The organism is Sphingorhabdus sp. (genome assembly GCF_044354325.1).
GTDB lineage: Bacteria > Pseudomonadota > Alphaproteobacteria > Sphingomonadales > Sphingomonadaceae > Sphingorhabdus_B.
In genome coordinates this window covers 1-18920 of record NZ_JBILAF010000029.1, presented here as the reverse complement: position 1 = coordinate 18920, position 18920 = coordinate 1, and the positions used below count along the sequence as shown (strand labels likewise).

Here is an 18920-nt window from a genome sequence, read left to right as displayed (position 1 = left end):
CCTGCGTTTATATTGGCATAATGCGTTCTTACGAAAATCCGTCGCCATCGTGTCGACGGAACGCACATGCCTTACCCTCAAACGCCATTGGACCAAATTTCGCAGCCGCAAACATTGCCCAGCCTTTGTCTGTGTGCCCCATGGGGCGGGGGACCGGAATGTATCTTTTCACCCTGCATTCCGGGAATTTGACCTCTTGATGGTCAGCGGACAAAAGGTTGTGGACCAGATGGTGGATGCTGGCGTTTCCACGCCCGAACGCTGCCGGATCATCGGTTACCCAAAGTTCGACATTTTGCGGGGGCGCACCCCCGAAACATTTTTCGACAACGGCAAGCCGACCTTTTTATATAACCCGCATTTCGATCCCCATATGTCCAGCTGGTTCGATCACGGGACCGACATATTGGAATTTTTTTACCAGAATGCGGACCGTTACAATCTGATCTTTGCGCCGCATGTGATGCTATTTTACAAAAAGGTGCATATTTCGCCCGAATATCGCGTCACCCGCACGCGGCCAGACATTGATCCCAAATATTATGATGCCCCGAATATCAGGATCGATGTGGATAGCGCGCGCCTGTTTGACATGAGCTATACCCTGTCCGCAGATGTCTATATTGGCGATGTTTCAAGCCAGGTGTATGAATTTCTGCATCGCCCGCGCGCCTGTTTTTTCATCGATACGCACAGTGCGGCGGTGCCCGGCGCGCCGCCAGAATATGATTTCTGGAACAACGGTCCGGTTGTCCGCACGGCCAAGCAATTAATAGCATTATTGCCCGACCATGCGCAGATTGCCGCCCAATATCGCAAAGCCCAAGAGCAGCGCATGGCCTACACCGCCGACCAAAGCGACCCGCGCCCCGCGTCGGAACGCGGTGCGGAGGCTTTGGGTCGATATATTGAGAGCTTAGCTGGCTGAAGCGGGCGCCTATGCGCTGCGGAAATCGAGCACGCCCCAATTGGCCTCGGCAGCCGCCTTCATAAAGCGTTTGGACGGGTTCACCGCATAGCCTTCGTCTGCGAAGTCTAAAGTGGGCCGGTCGCTCAGATCGTCCGAATAAAAACGGATATGCGCATCTTGGCGGTTAATGCCCTGTTGCGACAGCCATTCCTGCACGCGGCGCAATTTTTCTGCGGCGTAGCAATTCTCGCCGTCGATGCGGTGCATCAATTGGCCGTCTGCTTCGCCGATATGACGCGTCGCAATAACCGCATCAAAACCAATTTTGGCGCCGATGTTGCCGGCATAAAAATGGGGTGCCGCCGTTGCCATCACCAGCAACGCCCCGCGCGCGCGATCGGCGTCTATGCGTGCAACGGCCCCCGGCTGAAGGCCTTCGCGCACAAGCTGTTCGGTAAAATCGGCGACGATATTGGGCAAAATGTCCGGACAGATTTGGCGCCCGATAAACATCGCGATGCCAAATTGTTTCAGGGGTTTGCGCCCATATAGGCGAAGCTTATATCCCAGCATCGCCGCGATCCAGACCGGCAGCAATGCCAGCCGAATGGGCGTGGTCCGCCGGGCATAAAATAGCAGAAAATGGGTAAAGGTCGGGCGACGGGTTATGGTCTTGTCGAGATCATATATTGCAATATTCATATTTGGTCGCCAAGCCCCACCCCAAGGTATGCCAAATGCGTTGGCGTGCCTCCCGATTTGGACGCGTTTAGGAGAAGCTGTTTGCAAGCGCAATGGACCTGCATCGTCCTTGCCGGGCAAAGGCCTGGTACGGATATGTTTGCACAGCATTTCGGGCTGAAGCTGAAAGCTTTGGTGCCCGTGCGCGGCGAACCGATGGTTAGCCATGTCGTGCGGACGCTGCGTGCGTCGCCGCTTATCGGTGAAATCATTGTCCTATGTCAGGAACCCGACGCGCTGCGTTCCGCGGTCGATGCCGCAGGCGGCGCGGCGCTGGTCGAAAGCCTGAGCAGCATATCGCTGAGTATCAAACGGCAGGTGGATGCGTTAGTATTTTCGTCCCCGATATTGGTGACCACCGCGGACCACCCCTTGTTAACCGTTGATATGATCGCCGAATTTCTGGGCAAAGCCGATGGCGACGTTGCCATTGCGATGGTGGAGCGCAAGACAATGCTGGCGCGGTTTCCCGACGCGAAACGCACATGGTTGCGTTTTTCGGACGGCGCGTGGTCCGGTGCAAATCTCTTTGCATTGATGAGCCCCAAGTCCGCATTCGCACTCGATTTATGGGCAGAGGCCGAACAGGACCGCAAGAAAGCATGGCGTCTGTTCATGCACTTCGGGGTGCGGCTGGCCCTGCGCGCGCTGACCCGCACGATTGGATTGCGGCAGGCGTTGACCATTGCGGGCAAACGCCTTGGCCTTGTTGCTACGCTCGTGCCGATGTCTGACCCTGTTGCTGCAATCGACGTGGATAAGGTCAGCGACCATATATTGGCGGAGCACATTCTTATCGACCGCGAAACATTGGCGCGTTCAGATATGGCGGCTTGATTAGCGGCCCATTTTCTTTTGCCGCCGTCGTTGCACGGACGATCCGATACCCATAGCTTCGCGATATTTCGCAACGGTGCGGCGGGCAATGTCGAAGCCTTTTGCCGTCAACAAATCGACCAGCGTGTCATCGGACAGTATCTTTTCACCCTCGGCATCAATCAGGGATTTGATGTGGCTTTTGACGGCCTCAGCCGACGCGCCCTCTCCGTCGGCGGATTGAACGCCCGATGAGAAGAAATATTTGAGATCAAACAGACCGCGTCCGCAATGCAGATATTTGTTGCTCGTCACCCGGCTGACGGTGGATTCATGCATGTCGATGGCATCGGCCACTTGCCGCAGCGTGAGTGGCCGCAAATGGGCGACGCCCTTGCGAAAAAAGCCGTCCTGTTGCTTCACAATCTCGGTGGCGACCTTGACGATGGTGCGCTGTCTTTGATCCATGGCTTTGATGAGCCAATTCGCGTCCGCCATGCAATCGCTGAGCCACGCCTTTGTGGCTTTGTCTTGCCCAAGCTCGGCAACATAGCTGCGGTTGATGAGAATGCGGGGCAGGTTGGCGCTGTTCAGTTCGATGGCCCAGCCTTCGCCGCGCGGCGTGATGAATATGTCGGGCGTGACCGCCAGCATATCGTCGCTTTCGAACCGGCAGCCGGGCTTTGGATCATAGCCGCGCAGTTCTATCAACATATCGCGCAGGTCTTCGTCATCGACGCGGCACATGCGCTTAAGCTGGTCAAACGCACCCTTTGCCACCAAGTCGAGATTGTCGATAAGCTTGGCCATGCAGGGGTCATATCGATCTGCCTCGCGCGCTTGAATGGCAAGGCATTCCGACAGGTTGCGCGCGCCAACGCCGGTTGGATCGAATCGCTGGAGGTCCGAAAGTGCCGCCTCCATTTCCGCCATGGGAACGCCAAGCCTGTGCGCCGTCGCCATCAGGTCTTCGCCAACATAGCCCGTGGGTTCGATATGTTCGATAATCTGTTGGACCAGAAACAGCTGCCGTCCGGAAAGGCTGGAACCTGCCTGCGCCATCAAATGTTCCCGCAGGCTGATATCGCGCGCGGCAAAGCTGTCGAAATCAGGGCCGTCGGCGTCAAAGCCGCCGGGCGCTGCGCTGCCCGAAAGACCAAGCATGCCATCGGCCCCGCCCACACTGTCCGATGGGGTGTCATGGTGGAATGTTTCCGCGCTTAAATCGACATCCAGCGCGTCCGATGTGCCTTGGCCATCGCCACTGAGCAGGTCGTCACTGGCCCGCTCGCGACTGTCGTCCAAAGCGGGTGCGAAATCCTCAGTCGGCACATCAGGGGCAGCGTCGCTGCTGCCTGTTTCCAAAACCGGATTGCGCTCCACCTCTTCCGCGATGAACGCTTCAATTTCGAGCGACGACAATGCCAGCAGTTTAATCGCCTGCTGCAGTTGCGGTGTCATCACCAGCGACTGGCTTTGGCGAAGATCGAGACGGGGTGCTAATGCCATGACGTTATGGTTCCGTCATCGCCGCAAATCACATTGCAAAACTCTCGCCGAGATACAGGCGGCGCACATTGGGATCAGCGACCAACGCCTCGGGCGACCCTGCGAACAGAACCTGCCCACCATAAATGATGCAGGCGCGGTCAACGATATCGAGCGTTTCGCGCACATTATGATCGGTAATCAGCACGCCGATACCGCGGGTTTTCAATTCTTTCACCAGATCGCGAATATCGGAAATGGATATCGGGTCGATTCCGGCAAAAGGTTCATCGAGCAACATGATCGACGGATTGGCCGCCAGCGCGCGGGCAATTTCGCAGCGCCGCCGCTCGCCGCCCGAAAGTGCCATGGCGGGCGCACTGCGCAACCGGGTGAGGCCAAATTCGCCAAGCAATTTTTCCAACCGCTCGTTGCGCGCGTCTGCATCAGGTTCTGCCATTTCCAGAACGGCGCTGATATTTTGTTCAACGGTCATGCCGCGGAAAATTGATGTTTCTTGCGGCAAATAGCCCAAGCCCAAAATCGCGCGGCGGTACATCGGCAGGTTGGTGATGTCCGCACCATCCAAGGTGATGCGTCCGCTATCGGGCTTTACCAGCCCCATGATGGAATAAAAGCAGGTGGTTTTACCCGCGCCATTGGGGCCAAGCAGACCCACCACTTCGCCCTTAGCAACCGAGAGCGACACATCGGTCAATACCGCGCGCTTGTCATAGCTTTTGGCGATGGAAACGACACCCAGTCCGGACTGCACGCCGTCCTGCGTCGTCGCATCCGCAGCGGGAGAAGTTGCAGTCATGCTATCCATATCCAAATTTCGCCCGCGATTTTGCCGTTGATATCCAACAGACAGCTAATGAATGCTGACCCATTTTGCAATTGGCATGATTTATGCTGCCCCGTTTTAGGGGCTGTTTGGGGTTACCCCCTAATTTTTGCGCTGTGGAACGCTAAACGAACCGGTAACGCGGCCGCCCGAATTGGTTGTATTGGCTGGACCACCGGCATTGAGGGTTGATCGGCCGGAATTGAGATCGATGACAAGCCTGCCGCCGTTTAGCCGGTTGCTGCCTTGCACCAGATTCACATTGCCAATCAGCGTGATCAAGCTGGAGTCCAAATCATATATGGCCGAGCTGCTGGTTACGCGCAGATCATCTTTGGTAATGGTCACGCCGCCTGTGGCGTCCAGACGATTTACGTCCACGCCGCCCTTGCTTGTGTAAGCGGCCGTAATCCGATTTGCCTTGAGCGTAAGGCCCGCCTGCGTTGCAGTTACGCCGCCAGCAAGAACGACGCGGTCTGCGCGGTCTTGCAGTTCCGAGGATCCAGCATCGAAAACGACTGGTGCGTTGGTGTTATGGTTACGAATACCCTGCGCGGTCGACGCCGAAGACAGCATCATGATGCCCGCAAATGCGGCGGCCAGTCCAAAGGAGATAGAAGCTTTACTCATGATGGCCTCACTTAATCGCATTCTGGTCGATACGCAAACGAACGCCGCCATCTAGCCGGATAATGCGCGTATCGAGGTCAGCGCGCAATCGTCCGGCATGGAAGGTCCCGACCTTTGTGCGGCCGCTCACTGGCCCAAAACTCTGCATCGTCCGGTCTTTCAACGACAGCTCCACATTGCTGGCCACCATGTCATAGCCCGGCGATTCAACCGCCAACGGGCCCGTCACGCGCATGGTTTCCTTGCCAAGGTCATAGCTGCCGCGCTGTGCGATGATGGAGGCTGGCCCGTCCTGCAATGATATTCGGCCCGACAATGATGTCATGTCGAGAACAGGTTGTGCCGATGTCTTCTGGACTGCACTACCCGCGCGCAGCGAAAAGGGCCGGCCTTTGCTGTCTTCGCCGCGATAGAGTGCCTCAACAACGCGCAACCGTTCGCGCGACAGATTTACTTCGTCTTTGTTCAGGACAAAGCTGAGTTCCTGCTGCCCGGTAAATGGGCTGAACGCCAATATGGCTACAAGCAAACCGATGATGCTCGGCAAGACAACACGCATCGCGCGGATAAGGCGGTCATGCCGTCCGCCGGGCAATGCCCAGCGTTGACGATAACTGCGTTCAAGATCGGCCTGTGCGGACATGTGATGTCTCTAACCCGATTAAACCTTAACTGTGCCCGAATATATCGGTCTCTGGCCAGCCAGACAGATCGAGGTTCGCACGGTGCGGCAGAAAGTCAAAGCACGCCTGAGCCAAGCCAGTGCGGCCTTCACGTTCCAAGCGCACGACAAATTCGGCATGCAGGCGGTGCAGATAGCGCACGTCGCTGGCGGCATAATCTTTTTGCGCTTCGGACAATATGGGACCGCCCCAGTCGCTTGACTGTTGCTGCTTGGAAATGTCTGTCGACAGCATTTCCTTCACCAATTCCTTTAGCCCGTGACGGTCGGTATAGGTCCGGACAAGGCGCGAGGCGATTTTGGTACAGAATAACGGCGTCGCGACGACGTTCAAATAATGCGAAATCGCTGCCAAATCGAATCGGGCATAATGGAACAGCTTCAAACGGGCGGGATCGGCCAGTACGGCACGCAAATTTGGTGCAGAAAAGTCACTGTTGCGGCCAAAACGCACAAGATGTTCATCGCCGCGTCCGTCGGAAATCTGCAGCAAGCACAGCCTGTCACGCGGGGTGATGAGCCCCATGGTTTCGGTGTCTACGGCGACGGGGCCATCGGCCAGCACGCCTGCGGGAAGGTCTTCTTCGTGTAAATAAACGCTCATGCTAGCCCCTTGCCCCACCGGACCGTGCAAGGCAAATGAAACTGCAGTTGGCGCCCTGCGATTTTCGGCCGCAATATTAGCTATCGCGTAACCTTTTAATGCGATATACAAAATGCTTGCGCAATCACCAACGGCTGCGCTTGTGACGTGCAGTACAGTCGCCCTCGACTGCATAACATAGTGGTTCTGGGCGATGAGAAGGCAAGTAAGAAGTTATGGGTTTTGATCGCAAGCGTGCTGGCAAAGGCCGGGACAAAAGAGATGGTTTCGGTGATGAAAGCTATGACGGTTATCGCGCACCGTCCCCCTATCAAAGTGATTTCGGCGGCGGCCGCTCAGGTGGCGGTTACGGCGGCGGAAATAGCGGCGGCGGCGGTGGCTTCGGTGCACCTCGGCGTGGCCCAGGCGGCCCACCAATGCCAGCGCAAGTCATCGGTTCCGGCAAAGGAATTGTTAAGTTTTTCAATGGTCAAAAGGGCTTTGGCTTCATTCAGGTCGATGGTCGTCCCGATGATGTGTTCGTACACATCAGCGCGGTTGAGCAAGCTGGCCTGACGGGTCTCGCCGAAGGCCAGCCGCTCGAATTCTCGCTCGTTGAGCGTGGCGGCAAGGTTTCGGCAACGGACCTCGTCATCGATGGTGAGCCAATGGAAGTGACCGAGCGCGCACCGCGTCCGGACCGTCCAGCATTTGATCGTGACCGCGCGCCGCGTGGCGATGACCGTGGTGGCTTCCGCGGTGGTGACCGTGATTCGGCACCACGTGGTCCGCAGCGCGAATCGACTGGCGAACGTGCCAATGGAACCGTCAAATTCTTCAACGACATGAAGGGTTTTGGTTTTGTGCAGCGTGATGATGGCGGCGAAGATGTGTTCGTGCACATTTCTGCGCTTGAACGTTCGGGCATGGGTCAAGTGACTCAGGGCGACCGTTTGGCGTTTGACATCGAAATCGATCGTCGCGGCAAATATTCGGCCACGAACTTGGGCCCGCTTTCCGAATAAGCGCGCTTTAGAATTTCAAAAAGGCGGGTGAAGCACAACGCTTCGCCCGCCTTTTTTGTGTCTATCATGCCTTGCCGATTGTCGCGGCCAGGAACCAGGCGCGCTGTTCGGCCTGGTCCGTCCAATCGTCCAGCAGGCCATCGGTCGCATTGTCGCCGGCTTTATCCGCAAGGTCCTTTGCGTCTTTCAATGCCTTAATCAGCGTCTCATTGTCGGCGTGCAGTTCCTTCAGCATCTTGGGTGCATCGGTCGACGTCGAATCATGGTCATTGATCCGCTGCTTGGCGGCGATCGCGCCAATGGACGTCAGCGTATCCTGACCCAGCTTGCGCACGCGTTCGGCGACAAGATCGGTCGTTGCGATCAATTCCGTCGCCTGATCATCAAACAGCAGATGATATTCGCGAAAATGCGGACCGGTCACATGCCAATGGAAATTCTTGGTCTTGAGGTAGAGCGCATAATAATCGGCCAGCAGGCCATTCAACGCATCGGCCAGCGCTTTTTTGCTATTGTCACCATGTGCCATGGCAGTTCTCCATCATTCGGGGGGGGGAGAACATAATATAGGAACGACGCGCGCTATTTACAGCACCCGCGCTTGCGGCAGCGGCAATTAGCTGATGCCATTGGCCTGCGTGGCCAATACAAAGCCCGATCCCAGCAACAATGCGCCAGAGACCCACCTTATGGGTTTCAACGGCACAATCTGGCCAAGGCGCGCGCGCAGGATGACCGCGGGCACCGTGGCGGCCATGATGCCGACAAACCCGCCGACCGCTGCCATGCCCCAATAAGGCGTGCGGGCACTTTGCGCGGCGATGATGAACTGGCTCTTGTCGCCAAATTCCAGGATAAACAGGCCGAAGAATGCGGTCAGAAACGCAGGGGTTTTCAACCCTGATAACGGGTCGACATTGCGCCGCCACAGCAGCATGCCAGCACCCGCAAAGATATAGGCAAGGCCAGCGAACATCTGAACGGACCGCGCGCTTATCCAACTATCGATTACCGATCCGCCCGCTGCCGAAATGCCGCAATTGAGCAAAGTGGCACAGGCGAGTCCGCCGAGAATCGCGGTATTGTTGCGATACCGCAGCGCGAGCACGGCAGCGAGGATCTGTGTCCGGTCGCCCATCTCGGCGAGGAAAACAGACAGGAAGGTCGTAAAAGCAGTGTCCATATTTTCTGCCCTAGCACATCATGATCAAAATGGGATGCGTGCGACTGCCGGACTGAGCTGCGCCGCGAATCGCCTTTGTTTTGACAATCAACGCGGGCTATGTTGAGCGCGCTCCAGCATCCGAAAACGCGGCGACACGGCAAAACGAAGATGCTGAAACCAGTGCAGCGTGACGATTCAGGGGGCATTGGCCCGCTTTGACGTCTGATTTGGGGTTACGGGCTTGACTTTCACCCGCCAAACCAGCAAAGGCCCGCGTCTGTGAACAGCGCGGCCAAACCCTGCGCAGTTTTTTGCGACATTATTTGAACAAAAGGAATGGGCCATGGCGAAGCCAGCCACGATCAAGATCAAGCTGCTCAGCACCGCTGACACAGGTTTCTTCTACGTGACCAAGAAAAATCCACGCAACATCACTGAAAAGATGACGTTCCGTAAATACGACCCCGTTGTGCGCAAGCATGTCGAGTTCAAGGAAGCTAAAATCAAGTAAGCCAACGCGCTGCTTGAATAAGCTATCGATCAGGGCGCCTCGGGCGCCCTTTTTGGTTCACGCATTGCCCGCACGTGGTTGGGTTCGGTTATCCAATTATCCCCCGCACCGCCTCCAGAAATGTCATCACGGACACCGGCTTTGACAGATAGCCTTTTGCGCCTGCGGCCATGATCCGGTCCTCGTCACCCTTGCCGGCATAAGCGGTCACGGCGAGCACGGGGATTGCCGACAGCGCCGCATCCTTTTGCATCGCCTCAATCAGGTCGATGCCGCTGACATGCGGCAGTTGAATGTCCATGATGATGAGGTCCGGCGCAAATGTCCGCGCCTGTTCCAGCGCCAGCCGCCCATCGCGCACGCCCTCAACAACAAACTGGTGCGCGCGCAGCAAATCAGTGAATAGTTTGAGGTTCAGCTCATTATCCTCAACGATCATCACCTTTTTCGACATTACCGCTCTTTTCCCGCTTTGCGTTCGTGGATGCCTTCGCTTAAGCGAAAGCCATGCATGAAACAAATGGCAAGTTAGACGCATCGGGTATGGCGTTTCAGGCTTTGGCTTGGGCGTTGATGGAAGAAGCACGGGCGGAGCGGCTTTTGTCGCTGACCGGCCTGACACCCGAAGGGTTGCGCAGCTCCATCACCGAACGCGGCACGCAAGCGGCGATATTATCCTTTCTTGAGGCTTATGAGCCCGACCTCATCGCGTGCGCTGCGGTCATTGGGGTTTCACCCGCATTACTTGTACAGGCACGGCAGGAGTTAGAAGCATGAGTAGGCCATTGCTAATTTCCGATTGCGATGAGGTGCTGTTGCACATGATCGTGCCCTTCCGCGACTGGCTGGACGACGCGCATCATATCCATTTTGACCTCGTCCACGGCGATTGGGGTGAGGCGCTGCGCCACAAGCATGATGGCACCGTTGTCGAGCGCGGCATGGTCTGGGACCTGCTCAACGGGTTTTTCGATACCGAAATGCACCGCCAACAAGCGATTGACGGCGCTGTTGAGAGCCTTAATCGGCTGCGCGAACATGCCGATGTTGTTATCCTCACCAATTTGCTCGATCACCGCGCTGGGCCACGGACCGAGCAGTTGAAGGCCGTGGGCATCGACGCGCCAGTCTATTGCAACCAAGGCGGCAAGGGCGAGGCACTTGGCCGGATTTTGGCCGAATATAACCCCAGCGTCGCCGTATTCGTCGACGATCTTGGGCATCAGCATGAGTCCGTTGGCGAACAGCATCCCGACGTCTGGCGGCTGCATTTTGTCGGTGAGCCGTTGCTGTGGGATCGCGTGAAGCCTTCGAAATCTGCGCACGCGCGGTTGGATCGTTGGGCGGACGCGGAAGTTTGGATTAGGGAACGGCTGGTTGCGAATGCGCCAGCGCCCAGTTTGGAAAAGGTAGCATGATGATAGAAGCAAAATTGGCCGAGCTCGGTATTACCCTCCCCGCACCCGCTGCGCCGGTCGCATCCTATGTGCCCGCAGTCGAGGCAAACGGGATGCTGTTCATTTCGGGTCAGTTGCCCTTTGTCGATGGCAAGGTTGTCACCGGCAAAGTCGGCGATACGCGCAGTCTGGAAGAGGGTAAGGCGGCTGCCAAGGCGTGCGGAATCATGCTGATCGCGCAGATGAAGGCAGCGCTTGGCGGCGACCTCGACCGCGTGGAACGCATCGTCAAGCTGGGCGTCTTTGTCGCGTCGACCCCAGACTTCACCGACCAACCCGAAGCCGCCAATGGCGCATCGGACCTGATGGAAGCCGTGTTCGGCGACGCAGGCAAGCATGCACGTGCGGCCGTCTCCGTCCCCGTATTGCCACGTGATGCAACGGTCGAAATCGACTGCGTGGTAAAGGTCCGCGCGGCTTAATGACCGACGGCGTCACCGCCGAACTCTTGAGCAAGGTCAGCGATATTCCCGCGGACCAGTGGGATGCGCTGAACCCGCGGGGCAATCCGTTTGTGGGCCACGCGTTTTTGGCGGCGTTGGAGGAATCGGGTAGCGTCGGCCCCGGCACGGGCTGGTCGCCTGCGCCGATCATGATCCGCGATGCGGACGGCATTCCCGCCGCTGCGCTGCCTGCGTACCTTAAGAGCCACAGCCAGGGCGAATATGTGTTCGACCATCATTGGGCGGATGCGTTTGAACGGGCGGGCGGGCAATATTATCCCAAGTTGCAGATTGCTGCGCCCTTCTCGCCCGTGCCGGGGCCACGATTGTTGTTGCGCGATCCCGCGCTTGCGCCAGCGATATTGGCCGCTGCCGAAGCGGTCGTGGACCAGAACGGCCTATCGTCTGCGCACGCAACTTTTGTCGAAGAGGGCGAGCTGGAGTTGTTTCGCGCGGCGGGGTGGCTGACGCGCATGGGCACGCAATTTCATTGGCAAAACCGCGATTACGCAGACTTTGACGGTTTCTTGTCCGCATTGTCGTCACGCAAGCGCAAGGCCATTCGCAAGGAGCGTGCGGCTGCACAATCCGCCGTCCGCATTGCGCAAATCAGCGGCGCGGATATCACGCCTGATGACTGGGATGCCTTTTGGGTATTTTACCAAGATACCGGTGCGCGCAAATGGGGGCAGCCCTATCTGACGCGCGCGTTTTTCGACCTTATTGGCGAAAGCATGAAGGACAGCATCGTGCTGTTCCTCGCTTATGATGGCGACCGGCCGATTGCAGGTGCGCTGAACTTTGTCAGCCCGGATTGCCTCTATGGCCGCTATTGGGGCTGCACCCGCGACGTGCCGTTTCTGCATTTTGAATTATGTTATTATCAGGCCATCGATTACGCGATCGCGCATGGCTTGCCGCGCGTTGAGGCGGGCGCGCAGGGTGAGCATAAGCTGGCACGCGGATATGAGGCTGTGCCTACATATTCGGCGCATTATATCGCCAATGCAGGCTTTCGTTCCGCGGTTGCCGATTTCCTTGCCCGCGAAAGTCAGGCGATGGAACGCCAGATAGAGTTTCTGGGCGAAATGGCGCCGTTCAAGAAGGGCTAAGTCGTCCACGAACAGGCAGGATTTCGCTGTTGCAATCGCCTCTTTAATCGCGCAATTAAATAGGCGAGAGAGGAATCAGCCATGAGCAAACCAAGTCCCCAAGAATTAGCGGATTTCGAAAAGCAGTGCGATGCGTGGTTCGCCGAAAACACGGTCCGCGACCCGGGCTTTATGTTGCCGCTGACCTTCATGGAAGTTTCCACCGATCAGCAGTTCGATTTCCTGCGTGACTGGCAGCGCAAGGTTTATGAGGCGGGCTATTTCGGCATGTCTTGGCCCACCGAATATGGCGGCCATGGCATGCACCCCGAATATCAGCGGATCGCCACACGCATCATGAAAAGCCATGACGCGCCGATCATGCTCAACGCGATTGCGAACGGCTGGACGGGTCCATTGCTGCTCGACATTGGCCGCGAAGAGGACAAGCGCCGCTTCATTAAGCCTATGCTCTCGGCAGAAGAAATCTGGTGTCAGGGCTTTTCGGAGCCAGAGCATGGCTCCGACCTTGGCAGTGCGCAGACCAAGGCAGTGCGCGATGGTGATGAATATGTCATCAACGGTTCGAAGATCTGGACATCATTGGGCGACCGCGCCGATTATATGATCCTGCTCGCGCGGACATCGAATGACGGGCCCAGCAAATATGCAGGGCTATCGTTCTTCCTCGCGCCGATGAAGATCCCCGGCGTTGAAACGCGGCGCTTGAAGAAATTGACGGGCGAATATGGCTTCACCCAATGCTTTTTCACCGATGCCCGCATTCCAGCGTCAGGCCTTGTTGGCGAAGAAGGGCAGGGCTGGATGGTCGCGATGAAGACGCTTGAGTATGAACGCGGCGCGAAGGTTAATCCGGTCGGCGGTTATTTCGTCAAGGAAATGGACGTCATGGGCGTCATCGATATGGCGCGTTCGGCGAAGCGCGGCGGCAAGCCTGTGCTCGACGATCCCGTCATGCGCGACAGGCTGGTCGATTATATGATCGAAATTCAGGCGCTGAACCTCAACAACCAACGCCGCCGTATGGCGCCGCTGACCAGCGACCGTCCGATGGGCCTTGCGCTCATGAACAAGCTGGCGCGTACCGAGCTGGTGCGCGAGCTCACCGAATTCTCGCTCCAGTTTCAAGGAACGCGCGCGGGCTATTATGTGGGTGACGAAAATGCGGTCGATGACGGCTATTGGCACCGTTCTTACCTGAACAGTTTTTCCGCCACCATCGGCGGGGGCACCAGCCAGATCCAAAAGAATATCATCGGAGAACATGTGCTTGGTTTGCCCAAGGGGCGGTGAGCGACATTAAATACCGTAGCCCTGACCCCTGTCGAAGGGCGCTGCAACGGCGGGCACGGTTTTTGTTTAGGAGAATGCAATGTCTGAAGTCCTAACCCAAGCGCAGGACGGCGTCCTGATCATCACCATCAACCGGCCTGAGGCGAAGAACGCCGTCAACCAAGCGGTCGCGCAAGGCGTCGCTGCGGCTATGGAGCAGCTTGACGGCGACAAGAGCCTGAACGCGGGTATCATCACGGGCGCTGGCGGCACATTCTGCTCTGGCATGGACCTGAAGGCCTTTCTGCGCGGCGAGTTGCCAAGTGTTAAGGGCAAGGGTTTTGCAGGTTTCATCGAATCCCCGCCTGCAAAGCCATTGATTGGCGCGGTTGAGGGCTATGCGCTCGCCGGCGGGATGGAAATCGCCATCGCGTGCGATTTGTTGGTGGCGAATGACAAGGCGCAATTCGGCATACCTGAGGTCAAACGAAGCCTCGTTGCGGCGGCGGGCGGTTTGCTCACCTTGCCATCGATTATCGGCAAGCGCATGGCGATGGAGCTTGCGCTGACGGGTGATTTTATCTCGGCACAGCGGGCCTATGAGGTGGGCTTTGTCAATCGCATCACCGACGGCGCTGCCATCGATGCCGCGCTTGAGCTTGCGACCAAGGTCGCAGCGAACGGTCCGCTCGCGCTGATTGCGACCAAGCGCGTGATCAATGAGCGTCCGGATTGGAGCTCGACGGAGATGTGGAAGAAGCAGAGTGAAATCGCTGGCCCCGTTCTCATGTCGAAAGATGCACGAGAGGGCGCAACGGCATTTGCCGAAAAACGCAAACCTAACTGGCAAGGCGAATAATATGGGCCACCCCGCCGTTCACGCACAGGCTTTCCCCGATAAACCTGCTGTCATCATGGCGGGATCGGGTGAGACGATAACGTACAAGCAGCTTGATGAACGTTCCAACCAGTGCGCGCATCTGTTCCGCAGCCTGGGGCTTCAACATGGCGACACGGTCGCTTTCTGTTTGGAAAACCGCGCAGAGTTTTTCGACCTTGTCTGGGGTGCGCAACGCGCGGGGCTGATTTATGTCGCGATCAGTTGCCGTCTGACGGCGTCGGAAATCGACTATATCTTGAACGATAGCGGGTCAAAGGCGCTGTTTGCTTCACCCTATTTGGGTGCGACGCTGGAACAGCTTCAAAGTCCTGTAAAGCGGTTCACTCTCGGTGGGGAACATGCCGGCTGGGAAAATTATGCAGCCGCAGTTGCGAAACTGCCGACTTCGCCCATCGCCGATGAACGTGCTGGCACCGACATGTTGTATAGTTCAGGGACGACCGGTCAGCCCAAGGGCGTACGTTTCCCCTTGCCCGATGATCCGGACATTGCGGGACCAAATGCATTGTCCGGCCTTGCCGCGATGGCGTTCAAATTTTCGGGCGACAGCATCTATTTGTCGCCAGCGCCGCTATATCATGCGGCTCCGCTGCGTTGGTGCGCGGCGGTCCACCGGCTGGGTGGCACCGTGGTTGTCATGGAGAAATTCGACCCCGAAGCGGCGCTCGCGGCCATTCAGAAATATAAGATCAGCGCCAGCCAATGGGTGCCAACGCATTTTGCGCGCATGTTGAAGCTGCCCGAAGAGGTCCGCAACGCATATGATGTGTCGAGCCTTGATTCGGCGGTGCACGCTGCCGCGCCGTGCCCAGTTCCCATAAAGGAAGCGATGATAAATTGGTGGGGGCCCGTCATCCGCGAATATTATGCCGGGACGGAAGGCCAAGGGATTACCTTTATTTCCAGCGAGGAATGGCTGACGCACAAGGGCTCGGTTGGACGGCCATTGAACGCCGTCATGCATATTTGCGACGAAAATGGGGATGATGTCCCCGTGGGCGAGGAAGGCACCGTATTCTTCGAAAGCGCGGCGTCTTTCAGCTATCATAATGACCCCGAAAAAACCAAAAGTGCGACCAACAAACATGGTTGGACATCGCTTGGCGACGTCGGCCGGCTGGATGAAGAGGGCTATCTGTACCTGACAGACCGCAAAAGCTTTATGATCATTTCGGGCGGGGTGAATATCTATCCGCAGGAGATTGAAAACCATCTGGTGACCCACCCGCGGGTTCGCGACGTGGCTGTCATCGGTGGCCCGCATGACGAAATGGGCGAAGAGGTTATCGCCGTGGTCCAGCCGCTCGACATGGCGGACGCCGGTGATGCCTTGCGTGACGAACTGACCGCTTATGCGCGTGAAAAGCTGTCGGGTGTCAAAATTCCGCGCCGTATCGATTTTCGCGAGGAGCTTCCCCGCCATGATACCGGCAAATTATATAAGCGCCTGCTGCGCGATGAATATTGGGCAAAGCAAAAAGCATGACCGCCATTCCCAAGATTGCACCGGAGCTAGCGGCGCATATCGTCGACCCGGTTGTATATGGGAATTGGCGTGCGTTGCTGGATACGTTCGCCACACTTCGCCGGGAATCCCCCGTCGCTGTTGCTGAAATACCGGGCTATCGACCATTTTGGGTCATCACCCGCCATGCAGACATATTGAAGATCAGCAAGGACAATGCGACCTTTCTGAATAACCCCGCGACAGTCGTCGTTGCGCCATTGATGGCCGAAATGTTCGTGGCGCATTTGATGAAGGGCAGCCCGCATCTGGTGAAGTCGCTGGTGCAAATGGATGCGCCTGAGCATCCCAAATACCGGCGGCTGACGCAGGATTGGTTCATGCCGGCAAATCTCAAGACGATAGAAAGCAATATTCGCGCGATTGCGAAATCGGCCATCGACAAGATGCTGTCTATGGACGGAACATGTGATTTTGCGCGCGATGTGGCGGCGATGTATCCCTTGCATGTCGTGATGGAATTGCTTGGCGTTCCAGAGAGCGACGAGCCGTTGATGCTGAAGCTGACGCAGGAATTGTTCGGCGGGCAGGATCCGGATTTGAACCGGATGCGCGCGGCCAATATCTCGCCGCAAGAAGCCACCGAGCTTATGGCGCAGACGGTCGCTGATTTTAACGCCTATTTTGAAGCGTTGGCACAGGACCGCCGCGCTAATCCACGCAACGATCTGGCAACGATTATCGCCACCGGAACCATCGATGGCATGCCTATCCCTGACTATGAAAGCGCGGGCTATTACACGATCGTTGCGACGGCAGGGCATGACACGACCTCGGCGTCGACGGCTGGCGCGATGTGGGCCTTGGCGCAAGACCCGGCGCAGTTTGCGAAAGTGAAGGAAGATCGCTCCTTACTGCCCGGTCTGATTGAAGAGGCAATACGGTGGACCACACCCGTCCAGCACTTCATGCGCACGGTCGGCGCGGACACAGAAGTCGGCGGCGTACCGATGAAAGCAGGCGATTGGCTGATGCTGTGCTATGTCTCGGGCAATTATGACGAGTCCGTGTTCCCTGACCCGGAACGGTTTGATGCGGGGCGCAGTCCCAACCGGCACATTTCCTTTGGATCCGGCGCGCATCAATGTCTGGGCTTGCATCTGGCGCGGCTAGAGATGAAGATATTATTCGAAGAACTGCTTGACCGTGTAGATTCGGTTGAACTGGCCGGCGAACCCAAACGGTCGCAATCGACGTTTGTGGGCGGCCCCAAAACTTTACCGCTGCGATTTGTGGCAGCTTGAACGAAAGAGGATGCTCTAATGACCACGCAATATAAGAATCTGATCAACGGCGAACTGGTGGATAACGGCAAATGGATTGATGTCGTCAACCCCGCGACCGAGCAGGTCATTGGCCAAGTGCCCGATTGCGGTCAGGCAGATTTGGACAAGGCCGTTGCCGCCGCACGCGCTGCATTTCAGACGTGGAAGAAAACCAGCGTTGAAGAACGCCGCGCTTTGTTCGCCAAAATGGCCGATGTCATCAAAGCCAACAGCGACGAGCTGATGCGCTTGCTCACATCTGAACAGGGCAAACCACATATGCAGGCGGGCAGCGAGATTGCAGGCTGCGTTGGCATGACGCGCGCATTGCCGATGCTGAACCTTGAAGAGAAAATTACAGAAGACAGCGACAAGCGCCTTAGCCGCACGCGCCGCGTTCCTGTTGGCGTGGTTGGTGGCATTGTGCCATGGAATTTCCCAGTATTGATGGCGATCCAGAAAATTGTCCCGGCGCTATTGTCGGGCTGCACCATGGTGCTGAAGCCTTCCCCCTTCACGCCGCTGGCGACCTTGCGCCTCGCGGAACTGGTTGCGGGCATATTCCCACCCGGCGTTTTGAACATCATCACCGGTGGCGACGCGTTGGGCCCATTGCTGACGGCGCATCCTGATATCGACAAGATCACCTTCACCGGTTCGACCGCCACGGGCAAGCGCGTGATGGAATCGGCGTCGAAGGATCTTAAGCGCATTACGCTTGAACTGGGCGGCAATGACGCGGCGATTGTTTTGCCGGATGCCGACGTTGGCAAGGTGGCTGAAAAGCTGTTTTGGGCAAGCTTCTACAATGCGGGCCAAGTCTGCATCGCGGCCAAGCGTATCTACATTCACGAAGATATTTACGACGAATTGTCGGGCGCGATTGCGGCTTATGCCAAAGCGGTCAAGGTTGGCGATGGCGCCGAACAGGGCACGGCGATTGGCCCCATTCAGAACAAGCCGCAGTATAAGCGTGTGCTTGAATTGATTCAGGATGCCAAGGACAAGGGCTATAAGTTCCTTGCAGGCGGCGATCATGATCCATCCATCCCCGGCTATTTTGTGCCTGTAACCGTTCTCGACAACCCGCCTGAAGATGCGCGGATTGTGGCCGAAGAACAGTTCGGTCCCGTGATGCCATTGATGAAGTTTTCGACCATCAACGAAGTTATCAGCCGCGCCAATGCGTCGGATTATGGTCTTGCCGGTTCGATCTGGACCAGCAACCCAGAAGCTGCGGTCGAAGTGGCCGAGCAACTGGAAACCGGCACCGTGTGGATCAACGAATCCATGCACCTTGCCCCCAATGCACCATTTGCTGGACATAAGCAGTCCGGCTTTGGCGCGGAGTTGGGTGAAGAAGGTTTGCTTGAGTTCACCTATCCGCAAGTGATCACAATCGCCCGCGAAGCGGCTTAAAGTATATATTCCAGGCGTCGTCATGCTGAACTTGTTTCAGCATCTTACTTTGGAACGCACGAAGTAAGACCCTGAAACAAGTTCAGGGTGACGATTGCTTAAGACACCACAGCCAATCGAACTTGACT

22 protein-coding genes are annotated in these 18920 nt (G+C 57.0%); 13 read left to right on the top strand and 9 right to left on the bottom strand.

All coding sequences use genetic code 11. The annotated features are described in order from the left end of the window. Positions 1 to 928: CDP-glycerol glycerophosphotransferase family protein (locus ACIQ0G_RS04440; RefSeq protein WP_397576868.1), on the top strand; the 928-nt coding region annotated here is incomplete at its 5' end. A gap of 9 nt (positions 929 to 937) precedes the next feature. Here ACIQ0G_RS04440 and ACIQ0G_RS04435 read toward each other — a convergent pair. Further along, positions 938 to 1612, bottom strand: a complete 675-nt coding sequence (locus ACIQ0G_RS04435; protein ID WP_397576867.1) for an HAD family hydrolase — start codon at positions 1610 to 1612, stop codon at positions 938 to 940. Between the two features lie 81 nt (positions 1613 to 1693). Here ACIQ0G_RS04435 and ACIQ0G_RS04430 point away from each other — a divergent pair, with 81 nt between their 5' ends. After that, entirely contained in the window at positions 1694 to 2488 is a 795-nt protein-coding gene (locus tag ACIQ0G_RS04430; protein ID WP_397576866.1) for an NTP transferase domain-containing protein, read from the top strand. Here ACIQ0G_RS04430 and rpoN read toward each other — a convergent pair whose 3' ends face one another. From rpoN to ACIQ0G_RS04405, 5 genes are all read right to left on the bottom strand, one after another. Continuing rightward, positions 2489 to 3976: an RNA polymerase factor sigma-54 gene (gene rpoN, locus ACIQ0G_RS04425; protein ID WP_397576865.1), complete on the bottom strand. Its 1488-nt coding sequence runs from the start codon at positions 3974 to 3976 to the stop codon at positions 2489 to 2491. Positions 3977 to 4004: 28 nt separating this feature from the next. Further along, positions 4005 to 4775, bottom strand: a complete 771-nt coding sequence (lptB, locus tag ACIQ0G_RS04420; protein WP_395629411.1) for an LPS export ABC transporter ATP-binding protein — start codon at positions 4773 to 4775, stop codon at positions 4005 to 4007. A gap of 129 nt (positions 4776 to 4904) precedes the next feature. Further along, complete coding sequence (locus ACIQ0G_RS04415; RefSeq protein WP_397576864.1) at positions 4905 to 5432, bottom strand: LptA/OstA family protein; 528 nt, start codon at positions 5430 to 5432, stop codon at positions 4905 to 4907. Between the two features lie 7 nt (positions 5433 to 5439). Next, entirely contained in the window at positions 5440 to 6075 is a 636-nt protein-coding gene (gene lptC, locus ACIQ0G_RS04410; RefSeq protein ID WP_324478917.1) for an LPS export ABC transporter periplasmic protein LptC, read from the bottom strand. 25 nt (positions 6076 to 6100) lie between these two features. Further along, a complete protein-coding gene (locus ACIQ0G_RS04405) occupies positions 6101 to 6718 on the bottom strand; it encodes a ribonuclease D (protein ID WP_397576863.1) in 618 nt (205 codons plus the stop codon). Positions 6719 to 6933: 215 nt separating this feature from the next. On the opposite strand from ACIQ0G_RS04405, the gene ACIQ0G_RS04400 reads away from it, so the two are divergent. Further along, on the top strand, positions 6934 to 7722 hold the full coding sequence (locus tag ACIQ0G_RS04400) for a cold-shock protein (protein WP_397576862.1): 789 nt from the start codon (positions 6934 to 6936) through the stop codon (positions 7720 to 7722). 64 nt (positions 7723 to 7786) lie between these two features. On the opposite strand, the gene ACIQ0G_RS04395 is transcribed toward ACIQ0G_RS04400, so the two are convergent. Together ACIQ0G_RS04395 and ACIQ0G_RS04390 are read right to left on the bottom strand one after the other, a co-directional pair. Next, complete coding sequence (locus tag ACIQ0G_RS04395) at positions 7787 to 8251, bottom strand: Dps family protein (protein ID WP_397576861.1); 465 nt, start codon at positions 8249 to 8251, stop codon at positions 7787 to 7789. 87 nt (positions 8252 to 8338) lie between these two features. Continuing rightward, positions 8339 to 8905 (bottom strand): TMEM165/GDT1 family protein, encoded by a 567-nt coding sequence (locus ACIQ0G_RS04390; protein ID WP_397576860.1) that lies wholly within the window; start codon positions 8903 to 8905, stop codon positions 8339 to 8341. A gap of 325 nt (positions 8906 to 9230) precedes the next feature. Between ACIQ0G_RS04390 and rpmG the strand changes: the two genes are divergently transcribed. Next, positions 9231 to 9398 carry a 50S ribosomal protein L33 gene (gene rpmG / locus ACIQ0G_RS04385; RefSeq protein WP_125229418.1) on the top strand — a complete coding sequence of 56 codons (168 nt, stop codon included), beginning with the start codon at positions 9231 to 9233 and terminating at the stop codon, positions 9396 to 9398. Positions 9399 to 9486: 88 nt separating this feature from the next. On the opposite strand, the gene ACIQ0G_RS04380 is transcribed toward rpmG, so the two are convergent. Continuing rightward, positions 9487 to 9852, bottom strand: coding sequence for a response regulator (locus ACIQ0G_RS04380; RefSeq protein ID WP_397576859.1), 366 nt, complete (start codon positions 9850 to 9852; stop codon positions 9487 to 9489). Positions 9853 to 9905: 53 nt separating this feature from the next. Here ACIQ0G_RS04380 and ACIQ0G_RS04375 point away from each other — a divergent pair, with 53 nt between their 5' ends. From ACIQ0G_RS04375 to ACIQ0G_RS04335, 9 genes are all read left to right on the top strand, one after another. After that, positions 9906 to 10175 (top strand): DUF3572 family protein, encoded by a 270-nt coding sequence (locus tag ACIQ0G_RS04375; protein WP_246336984.1) that lies wholly within the window; start codon positions 9906 to 9908, stop codon positions 10173 to 10175. Beyond that, entirely contained in the window at positions 10172 to 10816 is a 645-nt protein-coding gene (locus ACIQ0G_RS04370; protein WP_397576858.1) for an HAD family hydrolase, read from the top strand. Before ACIQ0G_RS04375 ends, ACIQ0G_RS04370 begins: the two co-directional genes overlap by 4 nt. Beyond that, a complete protein-coding gene (locus tag ACIQ0G_RS04365) occupies positions 10813 to 11277 on the top strand; it encodes a RidA family protein (protein WP_183939007.1) in 465 nt (154 codons plus the stop codon). The genes ACIQ0G_RS04370 and ACIQ0G_RS04365 overlap by 4 nt, the downstream gene beginning before the upstream one ends. Beyond that, on the top strand, positions 11277 to 12410 hold the full coding sequence (locus ACIQ0G_RS04360) for a GNAT family N-acetyltransferase (RefSeq protein ID WP_397576857.1): 1134 nt from the start codon (positions 11277 to 11279) through the stop codon (positions 12408 to 12410). The genes ACIQ0G_RS04365 and ACIQ0G_RS04360 overlap by 1 nt, the downstream gene beginning before the upstream one ends. Positions 12411 to 12491: 81 nt before the next feature. After that, positions 12492 to 13703 (top strand): acyl-CoA dehydrogenase family protein, encoded by a 1212-nt coding sequence (locus tag ACIQ0G_RS04355; RefSeq protein ID WP_397576856.1) that lies wholly within the window; start codon positions 12492 to 12494, stop codon positions 13701 to 13703. Positions 13704 to 13782: 79 nt separating this feature from the next. Then, positions 13783 to 14541 carry a crotonase/enoyl-CoA hydratase family protein gene (locus tag ACIQ0G_RS04350; protein ID WP_397576855.1) on the top strand — a complete coding sequence of 253 codons (759 nt, stop codon included), beginning with the start codon at positions 13783 to 13785 and terminating at the stop codon, positions 14539 to 14541. A 1-nt stretch (position 14542) separates the two neighbouring features. Beyond that, positions 14543 to 16069, top strand: a complete 1527-nt coding sequence (locus ACIQ0G_RS04345; RefSeq protein WP_397576854.1) for an acyl-CoA synthetase — start codon at positions 14543 to 14545, stop codon at positions 16067 to 16069. Further along, the gene (locus ACIQ0G_RS04340) at positions 16066 to 17352 is read left to right on the top strand and encodes a cytochrome P450 (RefSeq protein ID WP_397576853.1); all 1287 of its coding nucleotides are present in this window, start codon (positions 16066 to 16068) and stop codon (positions 17350 to 17352) included. Before ACIQ0G_RS04345 ends, ACIQ0G_RS04340 begins: the two co-directional genes overlap by 4 nt. An 18-nt stretch (positions 17353 to 17370) precedes the next feature. Then, positions 17371 to 18792: an aldehyde dehydrogenase family protein gene (locus ACIQ0G_RS04335; RefSeq protein WP_397576852.1), complete on the top strand. Its 1422-nt coding sequence runs from the start codon at positions 17371 to 17373 to the stop codon at positions 18790 to 18792. The last annotated feature ends 128 nt before the right edge of the window (positions 18793 to 18920 follow it).